Raw genomic sequence first — 21,149 nt, 5'->3', positions numbered from 1 at the left:
ATTTTCCCCTTCTCGGGCGTGCTTAGGCATACTCACAACCCGCTCTAAATCTTGAAGTTTTTTCGTCAACGCCTCTGGACAGCTATCAACTATTCCCATAGGTTCTCATTCTGTTTTGTACGTAGCTTTATCCGTACACGGAGGAAACCATGGGGCGAGCCGTCAACCAGCTTTCAGACAAATGGATCAAGAAGACCGATATCCCGCCGGGTCTCTACGGTGATGGGAACGGGCTCTACCTCCAGGTCAGCAACCGGAACACCAAGGCATGGATATTCCGGTTCATGATCCGCGGCCGGGCTCGCAAGATGGGCTTAGGCGACATCGACCAGGTGAGCCTGAAGGACGCGCGCAAGCTGGCCCAGGCCAAGCGCCTGCTTGTCGTCGATGGTGTCGATCCGATCGAGGACCGCAAAACCCGCAAGGCCGCCCTGGTGGTCGAGAGGGAGGCCACTAGGGCCAAGGCTACGACCTTCCGGCAGTGTGCCGAGGCCTACATTAAGGCGCACCAGTCGGGCTGGAAAAGTGCCAAGCACGCCAGCCAGTGGGCGGCGACGCTGGAAGCCTACGCTTACCCGGTCATCGGTTCCCTGCCCGTGGCTCTAGTCGATCGCAGCCACGTTATGAAGATCCTTGAACCGATCTGGACGACCAAGACCGAGACCGCCAGCCGCGTCCGCGGTCGCGTCGAGAAGATACTGGACCGAGCCCGGGCGATCGGGCTGCGGGAGGGCGAGAACCCCGCCCGCTGGACTGGACATCTCGACCAGCTCTTGCCCCGCAAGACCCAGGTTTCTCCCGTCGAGCACTTCGCCGCCCTGCCCTACAAGCAGATGCCGGCCTTCATGACGAAGCTACGCAAGCGGGATGGCGTCAGCGCGCGGGCGCTGGAGTTCACAATCCTCAACATCACCCGTACCGCAAACACCATCGGCGCGAAGTGGTCGCAGATTGACGAGAAGGAACAGACCTGGACCATTCCTGGCGAGCTGATGAAGGGCAAGAAGGGAAAGCGCCGACCGGACCACGTTATCCCCCTCTCTGACCGCGCTCTGGCGATCCTGCAGGATCTTCCGCGCGACGGCGGCGAGTTTGTCTTTCCGGGCGCCAAGGAAGGCGCCGGCCTCAGCAACATGGCAATGGCCGAAACGCTCAAGGAAATGGGATACGACGGCGACACGGCGACCGTTCACGGCTTCCGCTCGACGTTCAAGGATTGGGCTTCCGAACAGACCAGCTATGCCAACGAACTAACCGAAATGGCGATGGCGCACACGGTCTCGAACAAGGTTGAGGCGGCTTATCGGCGCGGCGACATGCGCGAGAAGCGCGTTCGGTTGATGGAGGATTGGGCCGGCTACTGCGAGGGGCAAGCGGTAGGCGGTGACAACGTGGTGGCGATCGGAGCGCGGAAATGACCCGGGGCGGAGCGCGGGCCGGAGCTGGCCGCAAATCTCCGCTCAATGGATTCCAGGCTTTGCAGGTCGGGCAGTATTGCGAAGCGCTGTGGATAAAGGCTGCCGAAGAGCAGGCTCACGCGCGCTATGAGGCATTGCCGCAAACAAAGGATATTCGGGCTGAGCAGGCCCGCGCGGATCTCATCCCCCTGTCTCGGGGCAAGCGACGAATGAACCCGGACATCACGGAAAGCATCGACGAAATTACTGGCGGCAAGCGCTCGATTTCACTTCCGCTCATGCGTCCATACGGAGTGAAGGCCGACATAATCAAAAAAGCAATTGATTGGTGCAAATCAGAGTTTGGGCAAATCATCAGCGCTAGCAAGGCCGTCGAGTGCTGGAAAAATTATAAGCGCTTCGAGAAGTGGGCTAAAGACAAGGGTTCTTTGAATTCCACCTAATGTTTGTCGGGCGATTTTGGCCCGTGAGATGTTGCCCTCGCATTCTCAAGGATGGTCCTGAGAACGCAGGAGGCATCTAGCAATGACGACGCTACGCAAGGCGATCCGCCGGCCCCGCGTGTTGGAGGCTACAGGCTGGTCGGTCCCGACCCTTTACCGGAAGATGAAAGAACACGCCTTCCCGCAGAGCCGGCGGCTCGACCCCAACGGACAAGCTGTTGTGTGGTGGGAGGATGAAGTTGCGGCATGGCAGCGCGGCGAGTGGAAAGCCACGGAGGCCGCAGTCTGATGAAGCCACATATGGAAAACCCGGCGCTGGCGGGCACCGGGCTTCCGAAATCTGATCTGGCTGGCGCTTCGATCTGTTCGGAATCTATCTCTTCTCTCCCCCCAATTCAAGCTGATCCGATGGCCGAGCGCGCGTTTGCGTACCAGCTCGCCGCGATCGTGTTCGCCAAGCCCGTGCCCATAGTTGAGCGGAAACGGCGCCGGCTTATGCGGAGGGTGCCGGCATGATGCACGAGCGATCGTTCACACGTGACCACCTGATTGTCAGCGACCCGGAAATCCGGAAGCAGCTTCAGCTCGCCGGCCTTCGCTTCATGTACAGCCGGGCTCAGTGGCTAGCCCATGAGGCCAAGGTTATGGGGCTCGCCGTGAAGAACGGCACCATGACCACGGCCGAGCTTGACGCCAAGCTGGAGGAAATGGGCGCGCTGGATCTCGTGTACCCCGAGCTGATGAGGTGCGCATGAAACACGAGAACCAATTCGCAGCGGACATCCCTCCCCTTGATCCGAATGATCCGTTCCCGGACACGTGGCCTGGTGCCAAGCCGCGAGAGGAGCAAGAGCGGGACGAACGCCGCGACCGCCTATCCTCGCTAAAGATACCCCATAGGGCGGCTCTGCGGCTCGAGCCGCTCGAAAGCATCTTTCTTGAGGATGATTGCGCCAAGGCGCACATTATCAAGGGCATTTTCGCTTGGGGTGAAACGTCGGCATGGATCGCGCCACCCGGCGGGCTGAAGTCAGCGCTCCTGGCATCCGCAGCGATAAGCATTGCGCTCAATCAGCCATGGTTCGGTCGGAGGGCGCCCGGCAACCCCGTTGGAGTGGTTTACTTTGCTCTTGAGCGCGCCGATTTGGTCAAGCGTCGGCTGATCGCTCACCGTCGCAAAATGGGGCTACCTGAAAGCCACCCCATTCCCATCGTCGTGCAAAGCGGAATGCTTGACATGATGAACCCGGCAACCGTGCCGATGGTGGTGGAGGCTGTGGAGCGCGCCGAAAAATACTTCAGCCAACTCCCCGAGTGCCATTGCGCGGGGCTGTTGATCTTCGACACCTTCGCCAAGATGATTGCTGCCGGCGGCGGCGATGAAAACAGCGCGAAAGACCAAGGGCGGGTGTTCGCCAATCTCCAGCGCATCAAGGATGCGCTTGGAAATCCGCACATCGCCCTGATTGGTCATACGGGCAAGGACGAGGCCAGAGGAGCGCGCGGCTCCAATGCCCTATACGGTGACGTTGACGTGCTGGTGACGATCGGCGGCGACACCATCAAGACTGCGACGGTCACCAAGGCCAACGATATACCGGATGGCCCGCTTTTCTCGTTCGCGTCGGAGATAATCGAGTTCGGCACCGACGAGGATGGCGACCCGCGCACGGTCAACATCGTGAGTGATGAGGATATTTCCTCTCAATCTGAGAGGAAATCCGCCGAGCCGAAACTCTCCACCAATCAGCGCGTCATGTATCGGCTTCTGTCTGACGCCGGGCCAACAGGGCTGACCATGGAGGCGTGGAACGATCTCGCCAAGGAGAACGGCATCGCCACCAAGCAGCGCCACTACGAGGCTCGTATGGCGCTGAAGGACAAGGGCCTGGTGCGAGAATATGCCGGCGTGTGGAGGGTCAATGGCTGACCGCGCTCCGATCGTCTGGCACGGCCAATCTCTCGAGGGAAAGACCATCCTACTCTACAGCGAATTGGGTTTCGGAGACGAAATCCTTTTGCTGCGGTTCGCCAAGCCGGTCAAAGACCTCGGCGCCCGGGTGATCGTCTCGGTGCGTGCTCCGATGTTTCGCCTGGCTCAGAGCCTGCCGTTTGCCGACGCTGTGATCGTGCAATATGGCCCCGACCTGTACGAGTTCGGCGAGGTGCCGCAGTTCGATCCCTTGCCGTGGGCAGCCGACTACGTTTGCTCGCTGTTCGCAGTCCCGATGTTCGTGACGGCGGGCCTAACCTGCGTCTGGCAGCCGGGCGAGCGTGCCCCGCTTCCATCTGGGATGGATGAGCAGACGCTGCCTTGCCGGGGGGCGTACCTCAAGAATGGTTCTCCGCTCGAACCATTCTCTGCCGTGGTGCCCAGGAAGAACCGCGGGCGCAACGTCGGTATCTGCTGGATCTCGGGAAGATCCCACCAGGAGTTCGGCCGCAGAAAGTCCATAGCGCTCCACCAACTCGCGCCGCTGGCACGACCGGGCGTCAATCTGGTTTCCCTGCAAAAGGAACACGACGACACCGCAGAGCTTCACCGTCTCGGTGCCATCGACCCCATGCCCCACGTCATGGACTTCGCCGACACCGCATCGATCATCGATCAGCTTGACCTCGTCGTCACCGTCGACACAGCGGTTGCTCACCTTGCCGGCGCAATGGGCAAGCCAGTCTGGAATCTGGTGCGATCGGACCCGACGGCGGTGTGGCCATGGTTCTGGGAGACGGACGCAACATGCTGGTATCGATCAATGGTCCTTTATCGGCAGCCGGCACCCGGTGACTGGGAAGAGCCCCTTAACCGGATGTTCGCCGAATTCGATTCCGCAGCGGAATTCAATTCCATCTTCGGCAGCCGGCAAGAGCCGGTATCAGTAACGGGTCAGGTAACGTCCGGTCACCCCCTTATAGGGGGGTGAACCGTGACGTGACCGCGTGACCATGACCAACCGTTACCGTGACGTGACCGTTACCGTGACCAAGCGTGACCAAGACCAAAAACCTCTACCTCCGAGGAGGAGGTTTAGACCAACAGGAGAAGAATCGACGTGAACAAACAGCTTGCAAAGACGGCATGGAAGCCGGGCCAGTCTGGCAACCCCCTTGGCAGGCCTCAGGGAGCCCGTAGCAAGTTCTCCGAGGCTGCATGCGCCGATGCGCTGGCGGACTGGACGACGCATGGCAAGACGACCCTGGAGCGTGTGAGGGCCACCGACCCGAGCACCTATCTCCGCGTCCTCTTCAGCATCATCCCGAAGGACATCGCGGTCTCGATCGAGAACCGCACCGGCCCGATGGACTCCGCCGAGATGCAGATGATGCGCCGGCTCGTGGGACTGATCCAGGCGACGGCAGCGGCGATCGACCCGGAGACCGTGTTCGGTTGGATCGAGGAAGATCTAAGAGCGCGCGTCGCGAAGGATCTGCCGAAGGTGGAAAGACTGGATTAGGCGGAACCATATTCCTCCCAGAGAAGCCAAAAGCAGGCAAATAACGCATTATCTTTATCAGGCGTTCTCGCTACGTAACGCGCTACGTACAAATGTCGTGGCGTTTCCGGAGGTATTTCCCTAGATTCCTCGTGAGTGATTTGCACACGAGGACGCGACGATGCTTACCGACAATGAATTGAGCGAGATGGTGCTGATGCTTCAGAGCACGTCGCCGCTTGTCCGGCTTTCCAACATGGAAGCCCGCACCGTATTCGAGCTGATGCAGCAGCGCGGCTGGAAGATCAGCGCGCCCAGCATTCGGCCTGTTGAGGCGGGGCGAGCCGAGTGATGACGCAGTTTATCGGCACCGGCCGGACCGGTCCGGGAAAGAACGTTGCCTATACGGGCACCGCTGGGACTACGAGCGCGATCGGCTCTCAGACCTACAAGGTTCGCGTTGTCGTCACGACCGATGCTTTCGTGACCACCGATGGCAGCACGCCATCGAGCACGTCGGGGGCCTACATGCCGGCCAGCCCGTATTCTGAGGTTTTCACTGTAAGCCCCGGCCAAGTCGTCAAAGCTACGCAGGTCTCTGCCGGCGGCACGCTCTACGTTACGGAGATCCTTTCATGACCCAGGTCATTCGCTACAGCGAGGCCCTGACCGTCCAGGTGCTGCCCGGCTTTCGATCCCTGATCGACAAGGCCGCATTGGCTGCCGGCAGTAAGCCCGCGGAATGGGCTCGCCAAGCCCTAGCGGAGGCTCTACGCGAGGCCGGGTTCGACCCCACTCCAAGGCCCGCTCCCAGCGCAGGCGCCCTGTACGACTCCCGTATCGAGGGCGGGGAGGCTCAGGGCGGACCAATCGCGACCGCGGATGTACCGGCGCGATAAACCGACAGCCGAGCCTTAATTCACTCAACCCCGGCAACACCGCCGGTCAACACGGAAGGAACGCACGATGGGTAAAGAACTGATGCGAGACCTGGAAGATCTGCAGCAAGCTGACGATAGCTTTCGGCGCGGGGATACGAGCCGGAAGGAATACAGGGCTGTTGAATCCGCAGTCATCCGCAAGGCTACCACGCCGAAGCCCGCCGGAGGGAAGAAGCGCTGATGAGCGAAATGGAAACCTCGACAGTCGACGTTCCGAGGGATTCCTTGGGGCAGTTCGCTGGCGGCGAGGAAAAGTTCGGCCTTCAAGGCGTGGAGGCCGATCAGGGTTATACGCACGTAAAGACCCCGGCCGCGCCGCCCGCAGCTGATTCAGCGGAGGCGGTTTATGAGGAATACAAGCGCAAGCGTGGGGATACTGACGGCCAGATCGTAACTCGTGAGCTGACCTATGCCGATACCGGCGAGAAGGTCGAGCCCAATCTCGCCATCACGCCCGAACAGGCACACGATGCGCTCACGCAGTCAATTTCCTTCGAGCGAGCCGGTCGCGAACTCCTGGGTATTGAACAGACCAGAGACCAGATCGACAGGGCTCGCGCCGAAAAGATCAACGGCGACCCAAAGCTTGCCGAGCATTACGGCGTTGAGCTGGGTGCCGACAAGGCGCCCGCTCCAGAGGCGGCTGCTGAGGAGCCTTATGTTGAACCGGCAGATGGCCAGCTCCACCCCGAGGTGGAGAAGGCGCTGAAGCATCCGCAGGTTCGGCAGGCCATCGCGGAGGAGTTTACCAAGGCCGAGCAGGTAACCAAGGCTTATTCAGATGGCCTTGAGAACGCGCGACTGCACACGTTGGCGACTCTTGGTGAGGTTGTCCCGCATCTCCTGGGTCTGGAACCGGCGCAGTTCGAGCAGGGAATGGAGCTGCTTGCGCAGGTTGATCCGCCGGCCTTTCAGAAGGCCATGAGCATCCTCGCCCGCACGCACACGATCGTCCAGGCGCAGCAGCAGGCTGCGCAGCAGCAGGCCTCCATCGAGCGCCAACAGATCGAAACCTGGGCGAAGGCGGAAGATGCTCGCCTCAAGACCATGGGAATCGAAATTACAAATCAAGTGGCGGAGGAAGTGGCGGACTACGCCAAGTCGCTCGGCCTCGATCGCGAGACCCTCGGCAAGGCCATGATCGATCACCCGATCCTGCGCAGTGCGGAGGTGCAGGCGATGATGGTGACAGCTGCCAAATCCCACGCGATGAAGAAGGCGCCCGCGAAGGCCATCCCCAGGCCCGTCCCCTCTGTCCAGAGGCCTGGTGTTGCCAGAACAGCCGGCGACCGAGACATGAGCGAGATCGTCGCCCTCAGGCAGAGAGCGACCGCAACCGGCGACGCCGAGGACGTCTTCAAACTCTACACAGCCAGGAAAGCACGGAGATAACCAATGGCGGACGACGACCGCAATTTTGTCGATAGGGCGCGTGACGTTTCAAAGAACTGGGACGGGGAGGAGATGACCCCTGACGGAATGTTGCAGGAGTTTCAACTGTACGGCTACGCCAAACGGTCGACCTTCCTGGATCAGATCGACAAGGACTATCAAAACGCTGATACCTCCGACTTGCGGAAGTATCACGAGCTGGTGACGCTTCGCCGGAATATGCAGCAGGTTCATCACACGTTGCGAAAGGCCGGCCGTTGAGTAGCCCGGTCCTCAAGGCCCTGGTCAATGCCGAGCTGGAGGAGGCCGAGCATCACGCGCGGTCCATCAGCGCGGCGGTCGCAAGGCAGATCGGCCCGCCGGTTGATCTAGGACACGGCAACTTGCCGGCAGAGTTTGTCGCCTGGTGCAAGCAGAGGAGCGTTGCATCGCTTCCGGCCCGTCCTGCTTCGATCGCGCTGTTTGTCCTGGAGCGCGGGCATCTTGAAATTCACGATTTGGCGCGGATGGTGGTCGAGATTTCTCGGTGCCATGTGCGGCGGGGGCAGGCAGATCCGACATCGGGTTATCCGGTGTCGGCTGCACTGAACCACCTTGCCAAGATTGAAGCGCCGCTATCGTGGCCAAAGGCTAAGCGGCCACACTTCAGCGACCTTCCGTATGACGTGCAGCAATATCTGTCCTTGTGCGACAAGGACCAGACCAGAGCAATCAAGCGGGCGCAGCAAGAGGCTGCGGATGCGCGCAAAAAGCTGAAAGAGATTGAGGGCAAGAATGTTGAAGCAGAAGACGCTGATCGAGCGGATCAAGGAAATTCAGATCGAGGCGGACGCCCTGATTGACAGGCGCGTGGAGGAGCTTCGCGCTGAGACAAACTTCTCTATCCCGCCGCCCGTGTTGCGCCGCGAACTCGAGGGCAAGGCTTGGGGGTGCCCCTGCAAGCAAGCGGCGGCTCTCCTGGAGGAAAAGAAATGAGTGGCATCCTCAGCGGGCTGACTGATCCGAAATTCATGGCGGACCTAGCAGAGCGCACTCGCATCGCCGAGCATGTTGCGAGTCAGATGGGAGTGACGGTGGAGGAGGCGCGAGCCGCATTGCGTGCTTTCGAGGCCGAGACCTCGAGCGATGGCCATACACAGCATTGATATGACGCACTGGACGGACTCGATCAGCGGGGCGCTGGATCATGCAGAGCGGCTTGACGGCGACCTGGAGTATTTCGCCGAGCACTACCTGAAGATCCGGCCCAAGGCCGGCGGCGTCGTGCCGTTCAAATTCAACCCGGTGCAGCGCAAGCTACACGCGATCATTGAGGAGCAACGCGCCAAGACTGGCATGGTCCGAATCGTGGTGCTGAAGGCCCGGCAGGAAGGCGTGAGTACCTACGTTGCCGGCCGCTACTATCACAAGACGATCAAGAAGCCGGGCTTCCTGACTGCGATCGTGGCCCACGAGAAGCCGGCCGTCCGAAACCTGTTCGGCCTCGTCAAGCGCATGCATGACCTGATGCCGGATGACATGCGACCGGTGACTGGCGCCTCGAATGCCGAGGAGCTGAAGTTCAGCAACATAGACAGCGGCTATCTGGTCTCGGTTGCGACCGAAGACGGCGCCGGCCGATCGTCAACGGCCCAGGCTCTACACGCCTCCGAGGCTGCCTTCTGGGTCAACCTGAAGGAACAGCTTGCGGCGCTGATGGAAACGGTGCCGGACCTGCCAGATACCGAGATCATTGTGGAGACAACGGGCAATCAATTCGGCGATGAATTTCACCAGTTCTGGTGCAAGGCACTGGCTGGCGAGAACAGCTTCCTCGCGGTGTTCCTGCCGTGGTCGGAAGATCCGACCTACCGCAAGGCCCTCCCCGACGACTTCGTCATGAGCACCGAGGAAAAGCAGCTCGCCGAGTTGCACAAGCTGGACGCCGAGCAGATCTATTGGCGCCGCTGCAAGATCGCAGACAAGGGCGACATCAACTATTTCAAGCGGGAGTATCCGCTAACCCCGGATGAGGCTTTCCTTGCGTCCAGCTTCGACAGCTTCATTCCGCATGAACTGGTGCTGCGGGCTCGCAAGAGCGACCACAAGGGGACGGGACCGCTGATTGTTGGAGTCGATCCTGCCCGGTTCGGCGCAGACAGCACGGCCATCGCCTGGCGCCGCGGCAGCAGTATCGAGAAGATCGAGAAGCGCCACGGCCTTGACACCATGCAGGTTGCCGGCTGGGTGGCTCAGATCATGCGGGACGACAAGCCCGCCAAGGTCAATATCGACGTTGGCGGCCTCGGCGCCGGCATCTATGACCGTTTGGTAGAGCAAGGCTACGGCGGTTCGTTCGGCAGTGGTTTGCTCAATGCCGTCAACTTCGGCTCAAAGCCCGTCGAGCCTCCACCGTTGGACGACAGCGGCAAGCCATCGGGCGGCCCCGCCAACCGTCGGGCTGAGATGTGGTCGCATTTGAAGACCGCGCTGGAGGGCTCCAGCTTCTCATTGCCGGACAGTGACAGCCTGCAAACGGACATTTGCGGCCCCGGCTACCGCTACATGAGTGACGGCCGGCTGGTCCTGGAGAGCAAGGACGACATGAAGAAGCGGGGCATGCCGAGCCCCGACGAGGGCGACGCGGCGGCGCTGTGCTTCAGCGAGCCTGGCGGGGCGCCTGTGGTCGCCAACAGCAACTTCAATCGGCCGATGGTGTATCCGAACGCGGGAATAGCGTGATGGCGAGCACGGCTTGGCGCTGCCCCGAAACCGGGGGGGGGGCGACGGAACTTAATCAGCCATTAGCTATTTACTTGCTAATGAAAGAACCAAGGCTTATTCTTTCCACAGATAGGGGAGATGGTGACATGTTACCGTCAATGGAAGCGGTCCGAGAGCCCTCTAAGGGAGTGGTTCTAACCAAGGCAACAATTAGGGCTGCCGACCGCCTTGGTATGTCGCAGCGCATTTTGGCCAATGTGTTGGGCCTTTCCGAATCAGCCATCTCTCGCATGAAAACCGGGGAGTATGTTCTCGAGCGGGGTAAGCCGCTCGAACTCGCTGTTCTGTTTGTTCGGCTTTATCGATCACTTGATGCAATTGTAAGTGGTGATGATAAAACAGCCGGCGAATGGCTGAGAAACGAAAATACTGCGCTCAAGGCTCGGCCGATCGAAATGATCCAGAAGGTGCAGGGCCTGGTTGATGCAATCCGATATTTGGACGCCAGAAGAGCTATCATCTAAGGCCTCAACGCTAACGTCCAGATCCTGGCGAATTGTCGAGGCGCAGCACCAAGCCTCGACAATGAAGGTAACGGATACACTGGCAGAGCAAGAAATTCTTGAGCGCTTGATAGACGAAACAAAACCGTCGGTACCGGCTGGTTGCGAAGCTCTCCACTTCCTTTTGATGACGCCGTTCCGCTATAGCGCCAAAAATCCCAATGGGAGCAGGTTTCGGCGCCCGAATGCAGCCGACGGCGTGTTTTACGCCGCAGAACATTCAGGCACCGCCATCGCTGAGATGGCCTTTTATCGTTTGCTCTTCTTCGCGGAATCTCCTGGGACACCTTGGCCGCAGAATCCGGGAGAATATACAGCCCTTGCGGTCGAAATTGCCACAAATCGGGCTTTGGACCTTACTGCGCCTCCGTTTATTGACCACGCGCCGCTCTACGACCTCGTCGATTATACCACTGCCCAAGCAGTCGCTGACAGCGCGCGTGAGGCTGCCATCCAGGTCATCAAGTACACGTCAGTTCGAGACCCCGAAAAGGGGCCGAACTTTGCAATCCTAAGCCCCGAGGCGTTTGCAAAGCATGAGCCAGTCGACCGCCAGAGCTGGAAACTTCATTTAGACTCCAATGGAGTCCGCGCAGTGTGCGAAGCACCTCGGATATCGATCGCCTTTGATCGGGATGCCTTCCGTGCAGATTCACGGGTGAAAGACTTCGTCTGGGCGCGATAAGGCCGTCTCGCCACGTTAGCGCCTCGACTCAGGCGTGCCCTTCCGCAGCGCAATTCTGCGCTTGTGGAGGCGGAAGAGGATTCGCGGGGGAAAATCAAGACGGACGCCGGCGAGATTGAACGACAATCCCCTGGGATTTATGCGATCTCAGAGTAGTAGCTGGTGCAACCCAACCAAATTGAGCGTGAATATCGAACTGGAGACGCATCCAGCGCCCGGCGAAATCGGCGGCTTTCTTGGCGTCTGCCTCCATTTTATTGAGCGACATTTCTGTGTGCACCTCATTGGCAGTGTCATCCTTCGTTGGTTCGTAAAACCTTACGCGCACAAGATGCCCGCTCGCTGAGTGCTCCACCTCCATATACCCGTGTGCCATCATGCGCCGGTGCCTTTCGTAGGCGTCCATCTCGTCCAGCAGCTCAACAGCCTTCGCACGGAATTGAAATAGCGGTCCGTGGGGAACATCAAGTAGCTGTCTGATTGCCTTGACCCTGCTCGGTAGACGGTAAGGAAATTCATTACGCTTGGTGAAATACGGATCAACCTGCTCCATCGACACCCACAAGTTACCAAGCAAGTACTCCACCTGAGAATAGGAGCCCACCAACATGCCCCGCAATTTGTTCGCGCGCTCGATTATCCGCTGCTTCTGGGGAGATATCGGTCGGTCGAGAGGGTGATACATTTTTCGTGCCGAACGGCGGCTTGCAAATCGGATATAGCGCAAAAATGGGTGACGACGAAACCGAGGCCAAGGTCGCGAACCGGTTGCTCTGGCGGCGCTACCGGGCGACCAGGAGCGGCAGCGATTTTAACCGGCCGCTGACCTACAAGAGCTATGCACTATTGCGAGCATTGGTAACGGCCGTTTAGGCCGCTACCAATTCACGTGGTTTGATCTGCTTCAGCTCGCTAGCAATCTCGGCGCCGGTCTTTTCGACCTCAAACCTCGATTGCAGCGTAAGCCAGAAGTCGGGCGTGGTGCCGAATACCTTTGCGAGACGCAATGCGGTATCAGCCGTAATACCCGTTTCCTCCCGGGCAATGCGCTCAATGCGAGTGCGCGGGATATGGCACAGGTTCGCAAGGGCGTACGGAGTTAGGCCGTAGGGCTCCATAAATTCTTCCCGCAGGACCTCTCCCGGGTGCAGTGGCTTCAACTTTGCCATTTCTTAACCCTCCTACTTAGTCGTGATAATCTACGATCTCAACGTCATACGCTTCGCCATCTCTCCAAACAAAGCAAACTCGGAACTGTTTGTTGATCCAAATCGCGTGCTGTCCTTTGCGATCTTTTTCCAGTTCATGAAGCTTGTTGTTTGGCGGTGCTTTCAGATCGAATAGCCCCTTTGCAGCGTCAACCATTCGGACTTTCCGACGAGCCACCCTGACAATTGTTGTCGGGAACCCGCGGGGGCAGTTGCCGTCAAAAACCGCCTTGGTGTTGGCGTCCTTGAAAGACCGAATGGCCATCGATTGCTCGCTAACGTATCGATCCCTGATACGTTCCGCAATACTGAACGTATCAAGAACTGATACTATTAATAATAGGTAACGGGATCGTCACATTGGCCAGTATTTGACGAAATCGAGCGCGGATTCAACCTTGGGGAGTATTTAACCCCAGCTAAAGCGGCCAAAAGCGATTAACCGCCCTTGGACTTCGCCTTCAGCCCCAGCTCGACAAGGCGGCGGATGGCTTCTGACCGTGAAACGTCGTGTTTTCCTGCCCAAGTGTCGAGCGCTTTCATGGTCTGAATCTCGAACCGGGCGGGGATTGTCCCGCCATACTTGATGCCGGGTGGGCGCCCCATGGACTTTTTGTGTACAGACTTCTCTTGTTTGGTCATGACTTTTCGTATACAGGAAAAGCAAGCCGAGGGGAAGCGTCAACTTCCGCCCCGGCTCTAAACCCAGTCAAGGAGTGACCCGTGACTAGATCTGACACTCACGATACCACAATCACGTCTGGATTTGCCCGACTTCGCCGGCTTATGAACCGTCCCGTCGCGCCAGTACCGCTGGTGGCGGTGCTGACCATCTGCTCCGGCTCGCTGCTGGTGCACTCGCTGCTGTGGGTGCAGCCATGACCGGAAAACCAGCCGGTGATGTGATGGACAAAAATCTCTTGATAGATCAGGCCTGCGATATCTACTGCCACGGCCTAGCCCGGATAGATACGCTGGGGCCGAACCGCCGGTTGGTGTTCACGGTGCCGAGTGTCGACAGCACCGGCTATCAGCAAGTGGTGGTGAAGCTGATCCTGCCGGCCGAGTTGATGGTGACGCTTGCCTACATGGCGGCAGGTACCGACCGAGACACCATCTCGCCCGACCTGATTGCGCTCGAAACCGGGAGGGCGAATTGATGGACGTGAATGACATTGACAACGCGCTTCACGAAATCAGGCAGATGGTTCTGGTTGCGATTGGCGCGCATGAAAGTCTGCTCGGAGGAGACCCTGATCCTGAGGTTTTCAGCATGCCGCGACGTGATGCGGAAATGCTCTCATTCAGCATCTTTGATGTCCTAAAACGGGTTGAAGATCTGAAGGAAAAGCTGACCGAGCCAGCAAGGCCGCAAGCGAAGATTGTCCTGATCGGGGGCAACGAGTGCGCCTGATCCGGCTCTACGTCGGCCGGCTGTGCTTCAAGCTCAGCTTGTGCCTCGCGATCGCTGGGAAGAAGGTCTCTGGCATCTGACAGCAAAAGGCCCGCCGGTTCACTGGCGGGCCTAGCACTCCCGGCGCTCCAATCCGCAATTGGATCGGCAGCCGGGAGCATTGGGGGCTGGAAAGCGAGCCGTGCCACGTTCGATCTCTAACGACAATGGGTAAAACAGCGGACTCCGGTAGTCGTACGGATGCATTTTCGGAACGGGGTGTTCTACTGTGAGAACACCGGCGCGATTTAAGCATCAAACAATTTTTAGTTGTCCGGGAATGCCGCAGTGTGGGTGTGTGTGTGTGTGTGTGTGTTGGAACCACGCTGCGGCTTTTCCCATGAGCTAATTCGCTTTGTGGGTGCGCTGGTCAATTTTGCCCAGATTCGGCCCGCGATAGGTGTTAACAAACACCTATCACCGCGCGGCCCCTGGCTTTCATCGGTGATGAGAACGCCATTAGCGCTCCCGCCTCCTCTAGATAGGAGCAGCGCCATGCGTCGCCATTCCACGCAAACCAAATCGCTTGAAGGACGTCTCGCCGAAGAGGCGAAGCGCCTGCATGAACAAGCCGAATTGCTTCCGCATGGCAATCTGCGCGAAGCCGTCGAAAGGAAAGCACGGCAGGCTGAAACCGCCTCGCACATCAGCGAGTGGCTGAGATCACCCGGATTACAGCCGCCGGTATGACACCAACCGCACTTGATGAGCTTATCGAGATACAGGCGGACCTTGCTGAGCTTCGCAAGCTTGCATGTGTGTTCCCTCCCGAAACGGAGAAGGTCTTGCAACTGTTCGCGGACCTAATGGAGAGGCGCGCTCGCGAGATCGACAAAATGATTTGAGGCCGCCTCAGTTGGCGGTGTCTTTCATTGCTTCAGCTTGCGCCGCCCCGGCCCTTGGTCATGTCGCGTTTCGGTACCCCATGATTGCGAGCTGTGGGTTACCTCGGTCGAAGTCTGGCCGAACCTCGGCGCCGCGATTGCCGCAACCCCAGCAAACGAACCGCGGCTCGAGATCGGATAGCCTCACAGTGTCAGGCCAGCGGTCGGCGTCCAGGGCGACGTGATGGCCACAATGGCAATAGATCAAGACGCCGCGCACACCCATCTCTCGCATCTCGCCGAAGGTGATCTTGAGCGGCCGGCCATCTGCGTGCGTTGATGTGCGGCGTTTAGGACGAGGCATGCCGCCATCGAAACGCGGCTAAGGCGAGAGTCAAATTATCGATTCCTAGCGGCGCGGAACGAGCGCGAACTACTGCCGGTCGTGGGTATGGAGAACTGCCCGTCCCTACCCGGTCAGCCCATTCCAAATCTGCTCAAGCTCCGCGGCCTCGCGACGCAGGCGCCGAGAGCGCATTGTACGTTCAACTGTGCGCTGAATGACGACAATCAATCTAACTAGCTGATTTTGCTAATGTTTTGGCGGAGAGGGAGGGATTCGAACCCCCGATAGGCTTGCACCTATGCCGCATTTCGAGTGCGGTGCATTCAACCACTCTGCCACCTCTCCTGAAGGCGCCAAGTAAGGAGCAGGGCCCCTGTGGTTGGGGGCGTTAATAGGCGAGGATGGCGGGCCAGACAAGGCGCGAAAGGGGAAAATCCGCTGCCTCTTTCAGCCCCTGCCCTGGAGCCGCTTCCGTTCCGGTGAATCGGAACGGTGCTCCAGATTCTTGTTTTGACCCGTTTTCCTGACGCGAACCGGTGTCCGCTTCGCTCGAAAACGCTCCAATCGCCGGGAGGAACTGCCGTGGAGCATCTCACGATCACCGCCAATGGCGCCGATTTCCACCTGGTCCGCGCCGGCAGCGGCAAACCGCTGCTTTGCTGCATGGTTGGCCGGAGTTCTGGCTGACCTGGGAGCCGGTGATATCAAGGCTTTCGGACCGTTTCATGCTGATCGCGCCCGATCTGCGCGGCTTCGGCGACAGCGACAAGCCGGACGGGCCTTATGGGCCGGATGGCCATGCGGCGGACATGCTGGCGCTGATGGACGGGCTCGGCATCGACCGATTCGCCGTGGTCGGCCATGACGTCGGCGGCGCCGTGATGCAGCCGCTGGCCCGACAGGCGGGCGAGCGGCTCGCGGGGCTGTTCTTCTTCGACTTCGTCTATCCCGGCATCGGGCCGCGCATGGCGGCGCCTGATAGGCTCAACCACATCTGGTATCAATCTTTCCACCAGATGGAGATGGCGCCGGCGCTGGTCGGGGCGAGCCGCGAAAGCTGCCGGCTCTATATCGGTCACTTCCTCAAAGGTTGGGCGCATCGGAAGAACGCGTTCGACGATGTTCTCGATGCCTTCGCCGACAATTTCTTTAGGGAAGGCAACCTCGCCGGCGGCTTTGCGCATTATCGCGCCTCGCATGCCGGGCGGGTCGCGATGATGAAGGGCGAAGTCCCGCAGCTGGCACCAATCAAGGTGCCGACCTGCGTGCGCTGGGCCGAGCACGACCCGCTGTTTCCCTATGCCTGGACCGATCGTCTCGGCGAGACGTTTGGCGATCTCGACGTCGCGATGTTTCCGGGCGTCGGCCACTTCCCGCATCGGGAAGATCCGGATCGCGCGGCCGCGGAGATCGCGGCGTTCTTTCAGCGGATCGGCTGGAGCTGAAGACAGGGGTGGGACCGCCAGACGCGGTAAACACTGGCGGTCCCGTGCCGCTCATTGAAATACTGGCTGGGAAGGGCGGCTTCGCCGGCCAGGGTGAGGCGACGATTCGACCGTAGCGAGTGTCCTGTGCGCCGCAACGCAATCCGGTCCTTAACCTAACCAGTCAAGGTTACTCCTTGTCCGCCTTACCCTTTTTCTTGCCGTTCTCAGTAGAATCCCGGTCTTTTCCGTTGCCGTTCTCCTTGCGGCGGTTGGTGAAGCGGGCATTGCCGAGCCCGGTGCCGATGGTGAGTACGCCCCAGCGATCGACATCCTGCATGAACGGGACCTCGGAGAGGCCCTGAACCACGCCGTCATTGTGCATCAGGATCGCGGTGTCGTGCTCGCCGATCTCGGGGATGCCCTCGATCAGGCTCGCCGGCAGGTTGAACTTGCTGCTCTCCCAATTGCCCGGCAGGTTCTGCGCGCCCTTCTCGATCGAGCCGTCCTCGTTGATCACGCCGGGACAGGCGATGCCGATGAACGGCGCGAGCCTGTAGCCGTCTTTCTCGGCCTCGGTGATCAGCCCCTTCAGCATCTTGGTGAGCCGCTTCACCGCACCCTCGCGGGTCGGCTCGTCATCGGCATGACGCCACAGCTCGGATTTCACCACCTTGGCCTTCGAGAGGTCCTTGGCCTTCTTCCAGCCGGTCTCCACCAGGCCGCAGCGGATGTTGGTGCCGCCGATGTCGACGGCGAGGATGCTGTCATGGGCCTCGAATATCCATGACGGCGCCAGATGCAGTGTGCCGATCAATCCGGCTTCATCGGGATGGGCGCGGATCGGCACCATGTCGATCTTGAAATCCTCGGCCTTGAGGATGATCTCGGTGCGCGCGATCGCAAGCTCCCCGAGCCGTGAATCGCGGAAGCCGCCGCCGACGACGATGCGCTCGGTCTTCGCCCAGGCCTTGCTCTTGAGGAAGCGACGGGTGACGTAAGCGAGCTCCTGGGCAAAGTCCTCGATGGCGCTATGCACCACGGCCCAGGCCTCGGTGTCATCGCCGATCAGGATGGCGTCCAGCGTCTTCTTGCTGATCTCATCCGATGGCTCCTTGCCGAACGGGTCCTCGCCGGACTTGCGCAGCGGCTTGCGCCAGCGCTCGAGGATTTCGCGGAACGCGCCCTTGCTGGCGCGGTCGCCGAGGAAACCGTCCTCGTCCTTCATCTCGATGTTGAAGCTGTCGATGTCCACCGACGGCAGCCGCGCCGCGCCGTGGGCGGCGATGCCCGTCGTCGTCTTGACCAGTTCGTCCGTTGCCATGAAAGCCCTGCCCGGTTAGCTGTTCCGGCCGGGACAACGGCGCGGGAACCCGGAAGTTGCAGCGCCGGCCGAGATTCGAGTCCGGGCCGGCCGACGGCCCAAATCCTTCAAATCCGGGCCGTTTTCGGTGGTTTTCCTTGACTTGCGGCGATCTGCGGCTATAAGTCCCCGCAACCGGCGCGGGGCGTTTCTCGCGCTGTTTGTTTTTGCGTGGGTTTTCAAAGGGATAACTCCCGCCCGCACAAAACGCGCATAAACCCATAGCGACTGACAAAAAGCCGGCCCGGACGAGTCTCGTCGCGAGGCCGGGATTTGAACACGGAGAAAAAACGATGTTCGCAGTCATCAAAACCGGCGGCAAGCAATACCGCGTCGTGCCGGATGATGTTCTCGAAGTAGGCAAGATCGAAGGCGAAGTCGGCTCGATCATACAGCTGAATGAAGTTCTGGTGCTCGGCGGTGACACGCCGGTCCTGGGCGTCCCGACGGTCGCAGGCGCGTCCGTTGCGGTCGAGGTGCTCGACCACAAGCGCGGGCCGAAGGTCATCGCGTTCAAGAAGCGCCGCCGCAAGAATTCGCGCCGCAAGCGCGGCTATCGCGACGAGATCACGGTCCTCCGTATCTCCGAGATCCTGACGGACGGCGCCAAGCCCACCAAGGGCCCGCGTCCGAAGCGGGAGAAGGTCGCCAAGGAAGAGGCGAAGGAAGAAGCCGCCGCATAATTTGATCACGCGCAATCACGAATTGATGCGTGAGAAATTGTGAAATGATTCCGTCAAGGAATTGATCTAGAAATACGCAGGATTTTGGAGACGAGCCATGGCTCACAAAAAAGCAGGCGGATCATCGCGCAACGGTCGCGATTCGAAGGGCAAGCGCCTCGGCATCAAGGCGTTCGGCGGCGAAGTCGTGATTCCCGGCAACATCATTGCGCGTCAGCGCGGCACCACCTGGCATCCCGGCCTTAATGTCGGCATGGGCACGGACCACACTCTGTTCGCCAAGATCGAGGGTCGCGTCACGTTCCAAGCCAAAGCCAACGGCCGCACATTCGTATCGGTACTCCCGATCGCCGAGGCGGCTGAATAGACGGTGGACCAAATTTGGAGTCCGCCGGGTCCTTGACCGAACCGGCGGAGTCCACGAGACGGCTCCAGGGGAGGCAGGGAAACCGGCCTCCCCTTTCGTTTGACTTGCTCACTTTTCACTTAGTGACTTTGACGGAGCCGGACATGTTGCAGGATTTCTCGAGCGTGACCTTGCGGGAGGCGAGACCGAGCGTCGTCGCCACCGAGCGGCTGACGTTGCGGCGCCCGACTCTCGCCGACGTCAGGACCATCGCCCACCTCGCCAACGACCGCCGTGTCGCGGAAAACACCCGTCGCCTTCCTCACCCCTATTCGCAGGATGACGCCGTCGAATTCGTCCGCGCCACCGCCGCGCTCGGCAGCGAGACCGTGTTCCTGATCGAGCACGACACCGGGCCGGTCGGCATGGTCGGCATCGACCGCTCCACGCCCGACAATGCCGAGCTCGGCTACTGGCTCGGCGTCGAGCATTGGGGCCAGGGCTTTGCCACCGAGGCGGCGCGCGGCGCGATCGACTTCTTCTTCGAGGAGTTCGAGGACGATCATCTCTATGCGGGTGCGCGCGTCACCAATCCGGCCTCGCGCAACGTGCTGGAGAAGTGCGGCTTCCAGTGGAGCGGCGTCCAGCTGCATCGCTTCCTCGCGCTGGGCTCGTCCACGCCGGTCGATTGCTTCCGCCTCTCACGCGGCGTGTGGCCGTCGCTCAAGAACTGGAGCAGTGCGAGACGGATGAGGTAGGGCGGAGAGCTGCTCCATTCTCCACTGTCGTCCCGGGGCGCGACGAAGTCGCGAGCCCGGGACCCATAATCCCAGGGAGAAGTGTGGCGCAAAGCTCCCACTCCGAGTTATCGCAAAACGACGTCCTGTGGGTATGGGTCCCGGGCTCGCGCTTCGCGCGCCCCGGGACGACGGTGTAGCTGCACCTACGCTGGCGGATTCACCTCGTTGCTGGGGCGGCCGAGATCGCGTTCGCGTAAGTAAATGTAGAACCCGGCGCCGATGATGATGGCGGCGCCGATGATGGTGGCAATCGACGGCACGTCGCCGAACACGACGAAGCCGAAGATCACGGCCCAGACGATCATCGAATATTGATAGGGCACCACGACGCTGGCCGGTGCCAGCTTGAGCGAGCGGTTGACGCAGAACAGCGCCGTCACCGAGACGCACCCCGCCAGTGCGAAGATCGCGAGGCTGCCCGGTGTCGGCGGCACCCAGTGGAATGCCGACAGCACGGCACCCAGCGAGAACGTGCCGATGAATTGCGACGACGCCATCACGATGTCGGGCGTCTTGCGCAGGCTGCGTGTGATCAGCATCAGGGTCGCAAACGACAGGCTGCCGCCGAGCGCGATCAGCGCCGGCAGGCTGACCGTCTGCGCCGACGGCCGCAACGCGATCAGCACGCCGCAGAAGCCGATCAGGATCGCCGTCCAGCGCCGCCAGCCGACCTTCTCGCCCAGGAAGATCGCCGACATCGCGGTGACGAAGATCGGGCCCGCGAGATAATAGGTGATGACGTCGGCGAGCGGCAGATAGACCGTCGCGAGGAAGAAGGCGGCCACTTCCAGCGTCGACAGCACGACACGAAACAGCTGGAGCCACGGCCGCTCCAGATGCAGAAACTGGTGACGCTGCCGCCAGACCAACGGCGACAGCAGCAGCAGCGCCGCGCAGGCGCGCAGGAATAGCAGCTGCCCCACCGAATAAGTCCCGACCAGGAACTTGCCCATGGCATCGCCGAACGAGAACATGAAGATCGACAGCACCATCAGCGCAATGCCGGCCAGGCGCGCGGAGCGGTCGTCATAGGCGGAGAGATTCTTGAAGAAGGGCATTGGCGCCGTTTTAATCACGTGAGCGCGCCGGACAAGCCCGCATCTGCTGATTGAACGGATTGTCG

The 21,149-nt window shown here is 60.3% G+C and carries 34 protein-coding genes, 1 tRNA gene and 1 pseudogene; 28 read left to right on the top strand and 8 right to left on the bottom strand.

What is annotated here, in order from left to right; genetic code table 11:
* The first annotated feature begins 149 nt into the window (after positions 1-149).
* The 19 genes from QJT78_RS20920 to QJT78_RS20830 all read left to right on the top strand — a co-directional run bounded on the left by QJT78_RS20920 (position 150) and on the right by QJT78_RS20830 (position 11,579).
* Entirely contained in the window at positions 150-1,418 is a 1,269-nt protein-coding gene (locus tag QJT78_RS20920; protein ID WP_038943195.1) for a site-specific integrase, read from the top strand.
* Positions 1,415-1,861 (top strand): hypothetical protein, encoded by a 447-nt coding sequence (locus QJT78_RS20915; protein WP_028151608.1) that lies wholly within the window; start codon positions 1,415-1,417, stop codon positions 1,859-1,861. The genes QJT78_RS20920 and QJT78_RS20915 overlap by 4 nt, the downstream gene beginning before the upstream one ends.
* Positions 1,862-1,943: 82 nt before the next feature.
* Entirely contained in the window at positions 1,944-2,150 is a 207-nt protein-coding gene (locus QJT78_RS20910) for an AlpA family phage regulatory protein (protein WP_038943194.1), read from the top strand.
* 223 nt (positions 2,151-2,373) lie between these two features.
* Entirely contained in the window at positions 2,374-2,616 is a 243-nt protein-coding gene (locus tag QJT78_RS20905) for a hypothetical protein (RefSeq protein WP_028151609.1), read from the top strand.
* On the top strand, positions 2,613-3,791 hold the full coding sequence (locus QJT78_RS20900; protein ID WP_049831819.1) for an AAA family ATPase: 1,179 nt from the start codon (positions 2,613-2,615) through the stop codon (positions 3,789-3,791). The genes QJT78_RS20905 and QJT78_RS20900 overlap by 4 nt, the downstream gene beginning before the upstream one ends.
* The gene (locus tag QJT78_RS20895; protein WP_038943190.1) at positions 3,784-4,785 is read left to right on the top strand and encodes a glycosyltransferase family 9 protein; all 1,002 of its coding nucleotides are present in this window, start codon (positions 3,784-3,786) and stop codon (positions 4,783-4,785) included. Before QJT78_RS20900 ends, QJT78_RS20895 begins: the two co-directional genes overlap by 8 nt.
* Positions 4,786-4,914: 129 nt before the next feature.
* Positions 4,915-5,316, top strand: a complete 402-nt coding sequence (locus tag QJT78_RS20890; protein WP_049807604.1) for a DUF5681 domain-containing protein — start codon at positions 4,915-4,917, stop codon at positions 5,314-5,316.
* Positions 5,317-5,476: 160 nt separating this feature from the next.
* Complete coding sequence (locus QJT78_RS20885; RefSeq protein WP_157790056.1) at positions 5,477-5,647, top strand: hypothetical protein; 171 nt, start codon at positions 5,477-5,479, stop codon at positions 5,645-5,647.
* The gene (locus QJT78_RS20880) at positions 5,647-5,934 is read left to right on the top strand and encodes a hypothetical protein (protein WP_038943188.1); all 288 of its coding nucleotides are present in this window, start codon (positions 5,647-5,649) and stop codon (positions 5,932-5,934) included. The genes QJT78_RS20885 and QJT78_RS20880 overlap by 1 nt, the downstream gene beginning before the upstream one ends.
* Positions 5,931-6,194, top strand: coding sequence for a hypothetical protein (locus tag QJT78_RS20875; RefSeq protein ID WP_028151612.1), 264 nt, complete (start codon positions 5,931-5,933; stop codon positions 6,192-6,194). The genes QJT78_RS20880 and QJT78_RS20875 overlap by 4 nt, the downstream gene beginning before the upstream one ends.
* Positions 6,195-6,261: 67 nt before the next feature.
* Positions 6,262-6,417 (top strand): hypothetical protein, encoded by a 156-nt coding sequence (locus tag QJT78_RS20870; RefSeq protein WP_155257932.1) that lies wholly within the window; start codon positions 6,262-6,264, stop codon positions 6,415-6,417.
* A complete protein-coding gene (locus tag QJT78_RS20865; RefSeq protein ID WP_038943187.1) occupies positions 6,417-7,628 on the top strand; it encodes a hypothetical protein in 1,212 nt (403 codons plus the stop codon). Before QJT78_RS20870 ends, QJT78_RS20865 begins: the two co-directional genes overlap by 1 nt.
* 3 nt (positions 7,629-7,631) lie before the next feature.
* Positions 7,632-7,889 (top strand): hypothetical protein, encoded by a 258-nt coding sequence (locus tag QJT78_RS20860; protein ID WP_038943186.1) that lies wholly within the window; start codon positions 7,632-7,634, stop codon positions 7,887-7,889.
* A complete protein-coding gene (locus QJT78_RS20855) occupies positions 7,886-8,470 on the top strand; it encodes a hypothetical protein (protein ID WP_157790057.1) in 585 nt (194 codons plus the stop codon). The genes QJT78_RS20860 and QJT78_RS20855 overlap by 4 nt, the downstream gene beginning before the upstream one ends.
* Positions 8,403-8,603, top strand: a complete 201-nt coding sequence (locus QJT78_RS20850) for a hypothetical protein (protein WP_038943185.1) — start codon at positions 8,403-8,405, stop codon at positions 8,601-8,603. The genes QJT78_RS20855 and QJT78_RS20850 overlap by 68 nt, the downstream gene beginning before the upstream one ends.
* Positions 8,600-8,773, top strand: a complete 174-nt coding sequence (locus QJT78_RS20845) for a hypothetical protein (RefSeq protein ID WP_157790058.1) — start codon at positions 8,600-8,602, stop codon at positions 8,771-8,773. Before QJT78_RS20850 ends, QJT78_RS20845 begins: the two co-directional genes overlap by 4 nt.
* Positions 8,754-10,349, top strand: a complete 1,596-nt coding sequence (locus QJT78_RS20840; RefSeq protein WP_157790059.1) for a hypothetical protein — start codon at positions 8,754-8,756, stop codon at positions 10,347-10,349. Before QJT78_RS20845 ends, QJT78_RS20840 begins: the two co-directional genes overlap by 20 nt.
* A gap of 128 nt (positions 10,350-10,477) precedes the next feature.
* Positions 10,478-10,855, top strand: a complete 378-nt coding sequence (locus QJT78_RS20835) for an MbcA/ParS/Xre antitoxin family protein (protein WP_049807602.1) — start codon at positions 10,478-10,480, stop codon at positions 10,853-10,855.
* Positions 10,856-10,916: 61 nt separating this feature from the next.
* Complete coding sequence (locus QJT78_RS20830; RefSeq protein ID WP_309248405.1) at positions 10,917-11,579, top strand: RES family NAD+ phosphorylase; 663 nt, start codon at positions 10,917-10,919, stop codon at positions 11,577-11,579.
* 94 nt (positions 11,580-11,673) lie between these two features.
* Here QJT78_RS20830 and QJT78_RS20825 read toward each other — a convergent pair whose 3' ends face one another.
* On the bottom strand, positions 11,674-12,264 hold the full coding sequence (locus tag QJT78_RS20825; RefSeq protein ID WP_038943183.1) for a hypothetical protein: 591 nt from the start codon (positions 12,262-12,264) through the stop codon (positions 11,674-11,676).
* 44 nt (positions 12,265-12,308) lie between these two features.
* Between QJT78_RS20825 and QJT78_RS20820 the strand changes: the two genes are divergently transcribed.
* Complete coding sequence (locus QJT78_RS20820) at positions 12,309-12,452, top strand: hypothetical protein (protein WP_155257935.1); 144 nt, start codon at positions 12,309-12,311, stop codon at positions 12,450-12,452.
* On the opposite strand, the gene QJT78_RS20815 is transcribed toward QJT78_RS20820, so the two are convergent.
* The 3 genes from QJT78_RS20815 to QJT78_RS20805 all read right to left on the bottom strand — a co-directional run bounded on the left by QJT78_RS20815 (position 12,449) and on the right by QJT78_RS20805 (position 13,429).
* Positions 12,449-12,748 carry a HigA family addiction module antitoxin gene (locus QJT78_RS20815; RefSeq protein WP_028151619.1) on the bottom strand — a complete coding sequence of 100 codons (300 nt, stop codon included), beginning with the start codon at positions 12,746-12,748 and terminating at the stop codon, positions 12,449-12,451. The two genes, QJT78_RS20820 and QJT78_RS20815, sit on opposite strands and share 4 nt — an antisense overlap.
* 16 nt (positions 12,749-12,764) lie before the next feature.
* Complete coding sequence (locus QJT78_RS20810; protein WP_038943180.1) at positions 12,765-13,052, bottom strand: type II toxin-antitoxin system RelE/ParE family toxin; 288 nt, start codon at positions 13,050-13,052, stop codon at positions 12,765-12,767.
* Between the two features lie 173 nt (positions 13,053-13,225).
* Positions 13,226-13,429 carry a hypothetical protein gene (locus QJT78_RS20805; protein ID WP_049807601.1) on the bottom strand — a complete coding sequence of 68 codons (204 nt, stop codon included), beginning with the start codon at positions 13,427-13,429 and terminating at the stop codon, positions 13,226-13,228.
* Between the two features lie 81 nt (positions 13,430-13,510).
* Between QJT78_RS20805 and QJT78_RS20800 the strand changes: the two genes are divergently transcribed.
* From QJT78_RS20800 to QJT78_RS20785, 4 genes are all read left to right on the top strand, one after another.
* Positions 13,511-13,669: a hypothetical protein gene (locus QJT78_RS20800; protein WP_155257936.1), complete on the top strand. Its 159-nt coding sequence runs from the start codon at positions 13,511-13,513 to the stop codon at positions 13,667-13,669.
* The gene (locus QJT78_RS20795; protein WP_038943178.1) at positions 13,666-13,947 is read left to right on the top strand and encodes a hypothetical protein; all 282 of its coding nucleotides are present in this window, start codon (positions 13,666-13,668) and stop codon (positions 13,945-13,947) included. The genes QJT78_RS20800 and QJT78_RS20795 overlap by 4 nt, the downstream gene beginning before the upstream one ends.
* Positions 13,947-14,201, top strand: a complete 255-nt coding sequence (locus QJT78_RS20790; RefSeq protein WP_028150835.1) for a hypothetical protein — start codon at positions 13,947-13,949, stop codon at positions 14,199-14,201. Before QJT78_RS20795 ends, QJT78_RS20790 begins: the two co-directional genes overlap by 1 nt.
* Before the next feature lie 534 nt (positions 14,202-14,735).
* Positions 14,736-14,930 carry a hypothetical protein gene (locus QJT78_RS20785; RefSeq protein ID WP_080586571.1) on the top strand — a complete coding sequence of 65 codons (195 nt, stop codon included), beginning with the start codon at positions 14,736-14,738 and terminating at the stop codon, positions 14,928-14,930.
* 213 nt (positions 14,931-15,143) lie between these two features.
* Here QJT78_RS20785 and QJT78_RS20780 read toward each other — a convergent pair whose 3' ends face one another.
* Together QJT78_RS20780 and QJT78_RS20775 are read right to left on the bottom strand one after the other, a co-directional pair.
* Entirely contained in the window at positions 15,144-15,428 is a 285-nt protein-coding gene (locus QJT78_RS20780; protein WP_080586570.1) for a hypothetical protein, read from the bottom strand.
* 237 nt (positions 15,429-15,665) lie between these two features.
* Positions 15,666-15,755 (bottom strand) — tRNA-Ser (locus QJT78_RS20775).
* 237 nt (positions 15,756-15,992) lie between these two features.
* On the opposite strand from QJT78_RS20775, the pseudogene QJT78_RS20770 reads away from it, so the two are divergent.
* Positions 15,993-16,855, top strand: a pseudogene (locus QJT78_RS20770) (alpha/beta hydrolase).
* 169 nt (positions 16,856-17,024) lie between these two features.
* On the opposite strand, the gene QJT78_RS20765 reads toward QJT78_RS20770, so the two are convergent.
* A complete protein-coding gene (locus tag QJT78_RS20765) occupies positions 17,025-18,158 on the bottom strand; it encodes an ROK family protein (RefSeq protein ID WP_028149981.1) in 1,134 nt (377 codons plus the stop codon).
* Positions 18,159-18,490: 332 nt separating this feature from the next.
* Here QJT78_RS20765 and rplU point away from each other — a divergent pair, with 332 nt between their 5' ends.
* From rplU to QJT78_RS20750, 3 genes are all read left to right on the top strand, one after another.
* Positions 18,491-18,880 (top strand): 50S ribosomal protein L21, encoded by a 390-nt coding sequence (rplU, locus tag QJT78_RS20760; RefSeq protein ID WP_028149982.1) that lies wholly within the window; start codon positions 18,491-18,493, stop codon positions 18,878-18,880.
* A gap of 97 nt (positions 18,881-18,977) precedes the next feature.
* The gene (gene rpmA / locus QJT78_RS20755) at positions 18,978-19,247 is read left to right on the top strand and encodes a 50S ribosomal protein L27 (protein ID WP_011083253.1); all 270 of its coding nucleotides are present in this window, start codon (positions 18,978-18,980) and stop codon (positions 19,245-19,247) included.
* A gap of 143 nt (positions 19,248-19,390) precedes the next feature.
* The gene (locus QJT78_RS20750) at positions 19,391-19,984 is read left to right on the top strand and encodes a GNAT family N-acetyltransferase (RefSeq protein ID WP_038943175.1); all 594 of its coding nucleotides are present in this window, start codon (positions 19,391-19,393) and stop codon (positions 19,982-19,984) included.
* 185 nt (positions 19,985-20,169) lie between these two features.
* Here QJT78_RS20750 and QJT78_RS20745 read toward each other — a convergent pair whose 3' ends face one another.
* Positions 20,170-21,084, bottom strand: a complete 915-nt coding sequence (locus QJT78_RS20745; RefSeq protein WP_028149984.1) for a DMT family transporter — start codon at positions 21,082-21,084, stop codon at positions 20,170-20,172.
* Positions 21,085-21,149 lie beyond the last annotated feature (65 nt).

It is taken from the genome of Bradyrhizobium sp. Mp27, assembly GCF_029953005.1.
GTDB classification, from domain to species: Bacteria; Pseudomonadota; Alphaproteobacteria; order Rhizobiales; family Xanthobacteraceae; genus Bradyrhizobium; species Bradyrhizobium barranii.
Note: the sequence above shows the minus strand (reverse complement) of the source record. Positions and strands in the feature narration are given on the sequence as shown.

Excerpts from the sequence above, each read along its gene's own strand:
- QJT78_RS20920 (WP_038943195.1), top strand. The coding sequence starts at position 150 with ATGGGGCGAGCCGTCAACCAGCTTTCAGACAAATGGATCAAGAAGACC.
- QJT78_RS20915 (WP_028151608.1), top strand. The coding sequence starts at position 1,415 with ATGACCCGGGGCGGAGCGCGGGCCGGAGCTGGCCGCAAATCTCCGCTC.
- QJT78_RS20910 (WP_038943194.1), top strand. The coding sequence starts at position 1,944 with ATGACGACGCTACGCAAGGCGATCCGCCGGCCCCGCGTGTTGGAGGCT.
- QJT78_RS20905 (WP_028151609.1), top strand. The coding sequence starts at position 2,374 with ATGATGCACGAGCGATCGTTCACACGTGACCACCTGATTGTCAGCGAC.
- QJT78_RS20900 (WP_049831819.1), top strand. The coding sequence starts at position 2,613 with ATGAAACACGAGAACCAATTCGCAGCGGACATCCCTCCCCTTGATCCG.
- QJT78_RS20895 (WP_038943190.1), top strand. The coding sequence starts at position 3,784 with ATGGCTGACCGCGCTCCGATCGTCTGGCACGGCCAATCTCTCGAGGGA.
- QJT78_RS20885 (WP_157790056.1), top strand. The coding sequence starts at position 5,477 with ATGCTTACCGACAATGAATTGAGCGAGATGGTGCTGATGCTTCAGAGC.
- QJT78_RS20880 (WP_038943188.1), top strand. The coding sequence starts at position 5,647 with ATGACGCAGTTTATCGGCACCGGCCGGACCGGTCCGGGAAAGAACGTT.
- QJT78_RS20875 (WP_028151612.1), top strand. The coding sequence starts at position 5,931 with ATGACCCAGGTCATTCGCTACAGCGAGGCCCTGACCGTCCAGGTGCTG.
- QJT78_RS20870 (WP_155257932.1), top strand. The coding sequence starts at position 6,262 with ATGGGTAAAGAACTGATGCGAGACCTGGAAGATCTGCAGCAAGCTGAC.
- QJT78_RS20865 (WP_038943187.1), top strand. The coding sequence starts at position 6,417 with ATGAGCGAAATGGAAACCTCGACAGTCGACGTTCCGAGGGATTCCTTG.
- QJT78_RS20860 (WP_038943186.1), top strand. The coding sequence starts at position 7,632 with ATGGCGGACGACGACCGCAATTTTGTCGATAGGGCGCGTGACGTTTCA.
- QJT78_RS20850 (WP_038943185.1), top strand. The coding sequence starts at position 8,403 with ATGTTGAAGCAGAAGACGCTGATCGAGCGGATCAAGGAAATTCAGATC.
- QJT78_RS20845 (WP_157790058.1), top strand. The coding sequence starts at position 8,600 with ATGAGTGGCATCCTCAGCGGGCTGACTGATCCGAAATTCATGGCGGAC.
- QJT78_RS20840 (WP_157790059.1), top strand. The coding sequence starts at position 8,754 with ATGGCCATACACAGCATTGATATGACGCACTGGACGGACTCGATCAGC.
- QJT78_RS20835 (WP_049807602.1), top strand. The coding sequence starts at position 10,478 with ATGTTACCGTCAATGGAAGCGGTCCGAGAGCCCTCTAAGGGAGTGGTT.
- QJT78_RS20830 (WP_309248405.1), top strand. The coding sequence starts at position 10,917 with ATGAAGGTAACGGATACACTGGCAGAGCAAGAAATTCTTGAGCGCTTG.
- QJT78_RS20825 (WP_038943183.1), bottom strand. The coding sequence starts at position 12,264 with ATGTATCACCCTCTCGACCGACCGATATCTCCCCAGAAGCAGCGGATA.
- QJT78_RS20820 (WP_155257935.1), top strand. The coding sequence starts at position 12,309 with ATGGGTGACGACGAAACCGAGGCCAAGGTCGCGAACCGGTTGCTCTGG.
- QJT78_RS20815 (WP_028151619.1), bottom strand. The coding sequence starts at position 12,748 with ATGGCAAAGTTGAAGCCACTGCACCCGGGAGAGGTCCTGCGGGAAGAA.
- QJT78_RS20810 (WP_038943180.1), bottom strand. The coding sequence starts at position 13,052 with ATGGCCATTCGGTCTTTCAAGGACGCCAACACCAAGGCGGTTTTTGAC.
- QJT78_RS20805 (WP_049807601.1), bottom strand. The coding sequence starts at position 13,429 with ATGACCAAACAAGAGAAGTCTGTACACAAAAAGTCCATGGGGCGCCCA.
- QJT78_RS20795 (WP_038943178.1), top strand. The coding sequence starts at position 13,666 with ATGACCGGAAAACCAGCCGGTGATGTGATGGACAAAAATCTCTTGATA.
- QJT78_RS20790 (WP_028150835.1), top strand. The coding sequence starts at position 13,947 with ATGGACGTGAATGACATTGACAACGCGCTTCACGAAATCAGGCAGATG.
- QJT78_RS20785 (WP_080586571.1), top strand. The coding sequence starts at position 14,736 with ATGCGTCGCCATTCCACGCAAACCAAATCGCTTGAAGGACGTCTCGCC.
- QJT78_RS20780 (WP_080586570.1), bottom strand. The coding sequence starts at position 15,428 with ATGCCTCGTCCTAAACGCCGCACATCAACGCACGCAGATGGCCGGCCG.
- QJT78_RS20765 (WP_028149981.1), bottom strand. The coding sequence starts at position 18,158 with ATGGCAACGGACGAACTGGTCAAGACGACGACGGGCATCGCCGCCCAC.
- rplU (WP_028149982.1), top strand. The coding sequence starts at position 18,491 with ATGTTCGCAGTCATCAAAACCGGCGGCAAGCAATACCGCGTCGTGCCG.
- rpmA (WP_011083253.1), top strand. The coding sequence starts at position 18,978 with ATGGCTCACAAAAAAGCAGGCGGATCATCGCGCAACGGTCGCGATTCG.
- QJT78_RS20750 (WP_038943175.1), top strand. The coding sequence starts at position 19,391 with ATGTTGCAGGATTTCTCGAGCGTGACCTTGCGGGAGGCGAGACCGAGC.
- QJT78_RS20745 (WP_028149984.1), bottom strand. The coding sequence starts at position 21,084 with ATGCCCTTCTTCAAGAATCTCTCCGCCTATGACGACCGCTCCGCGCGC.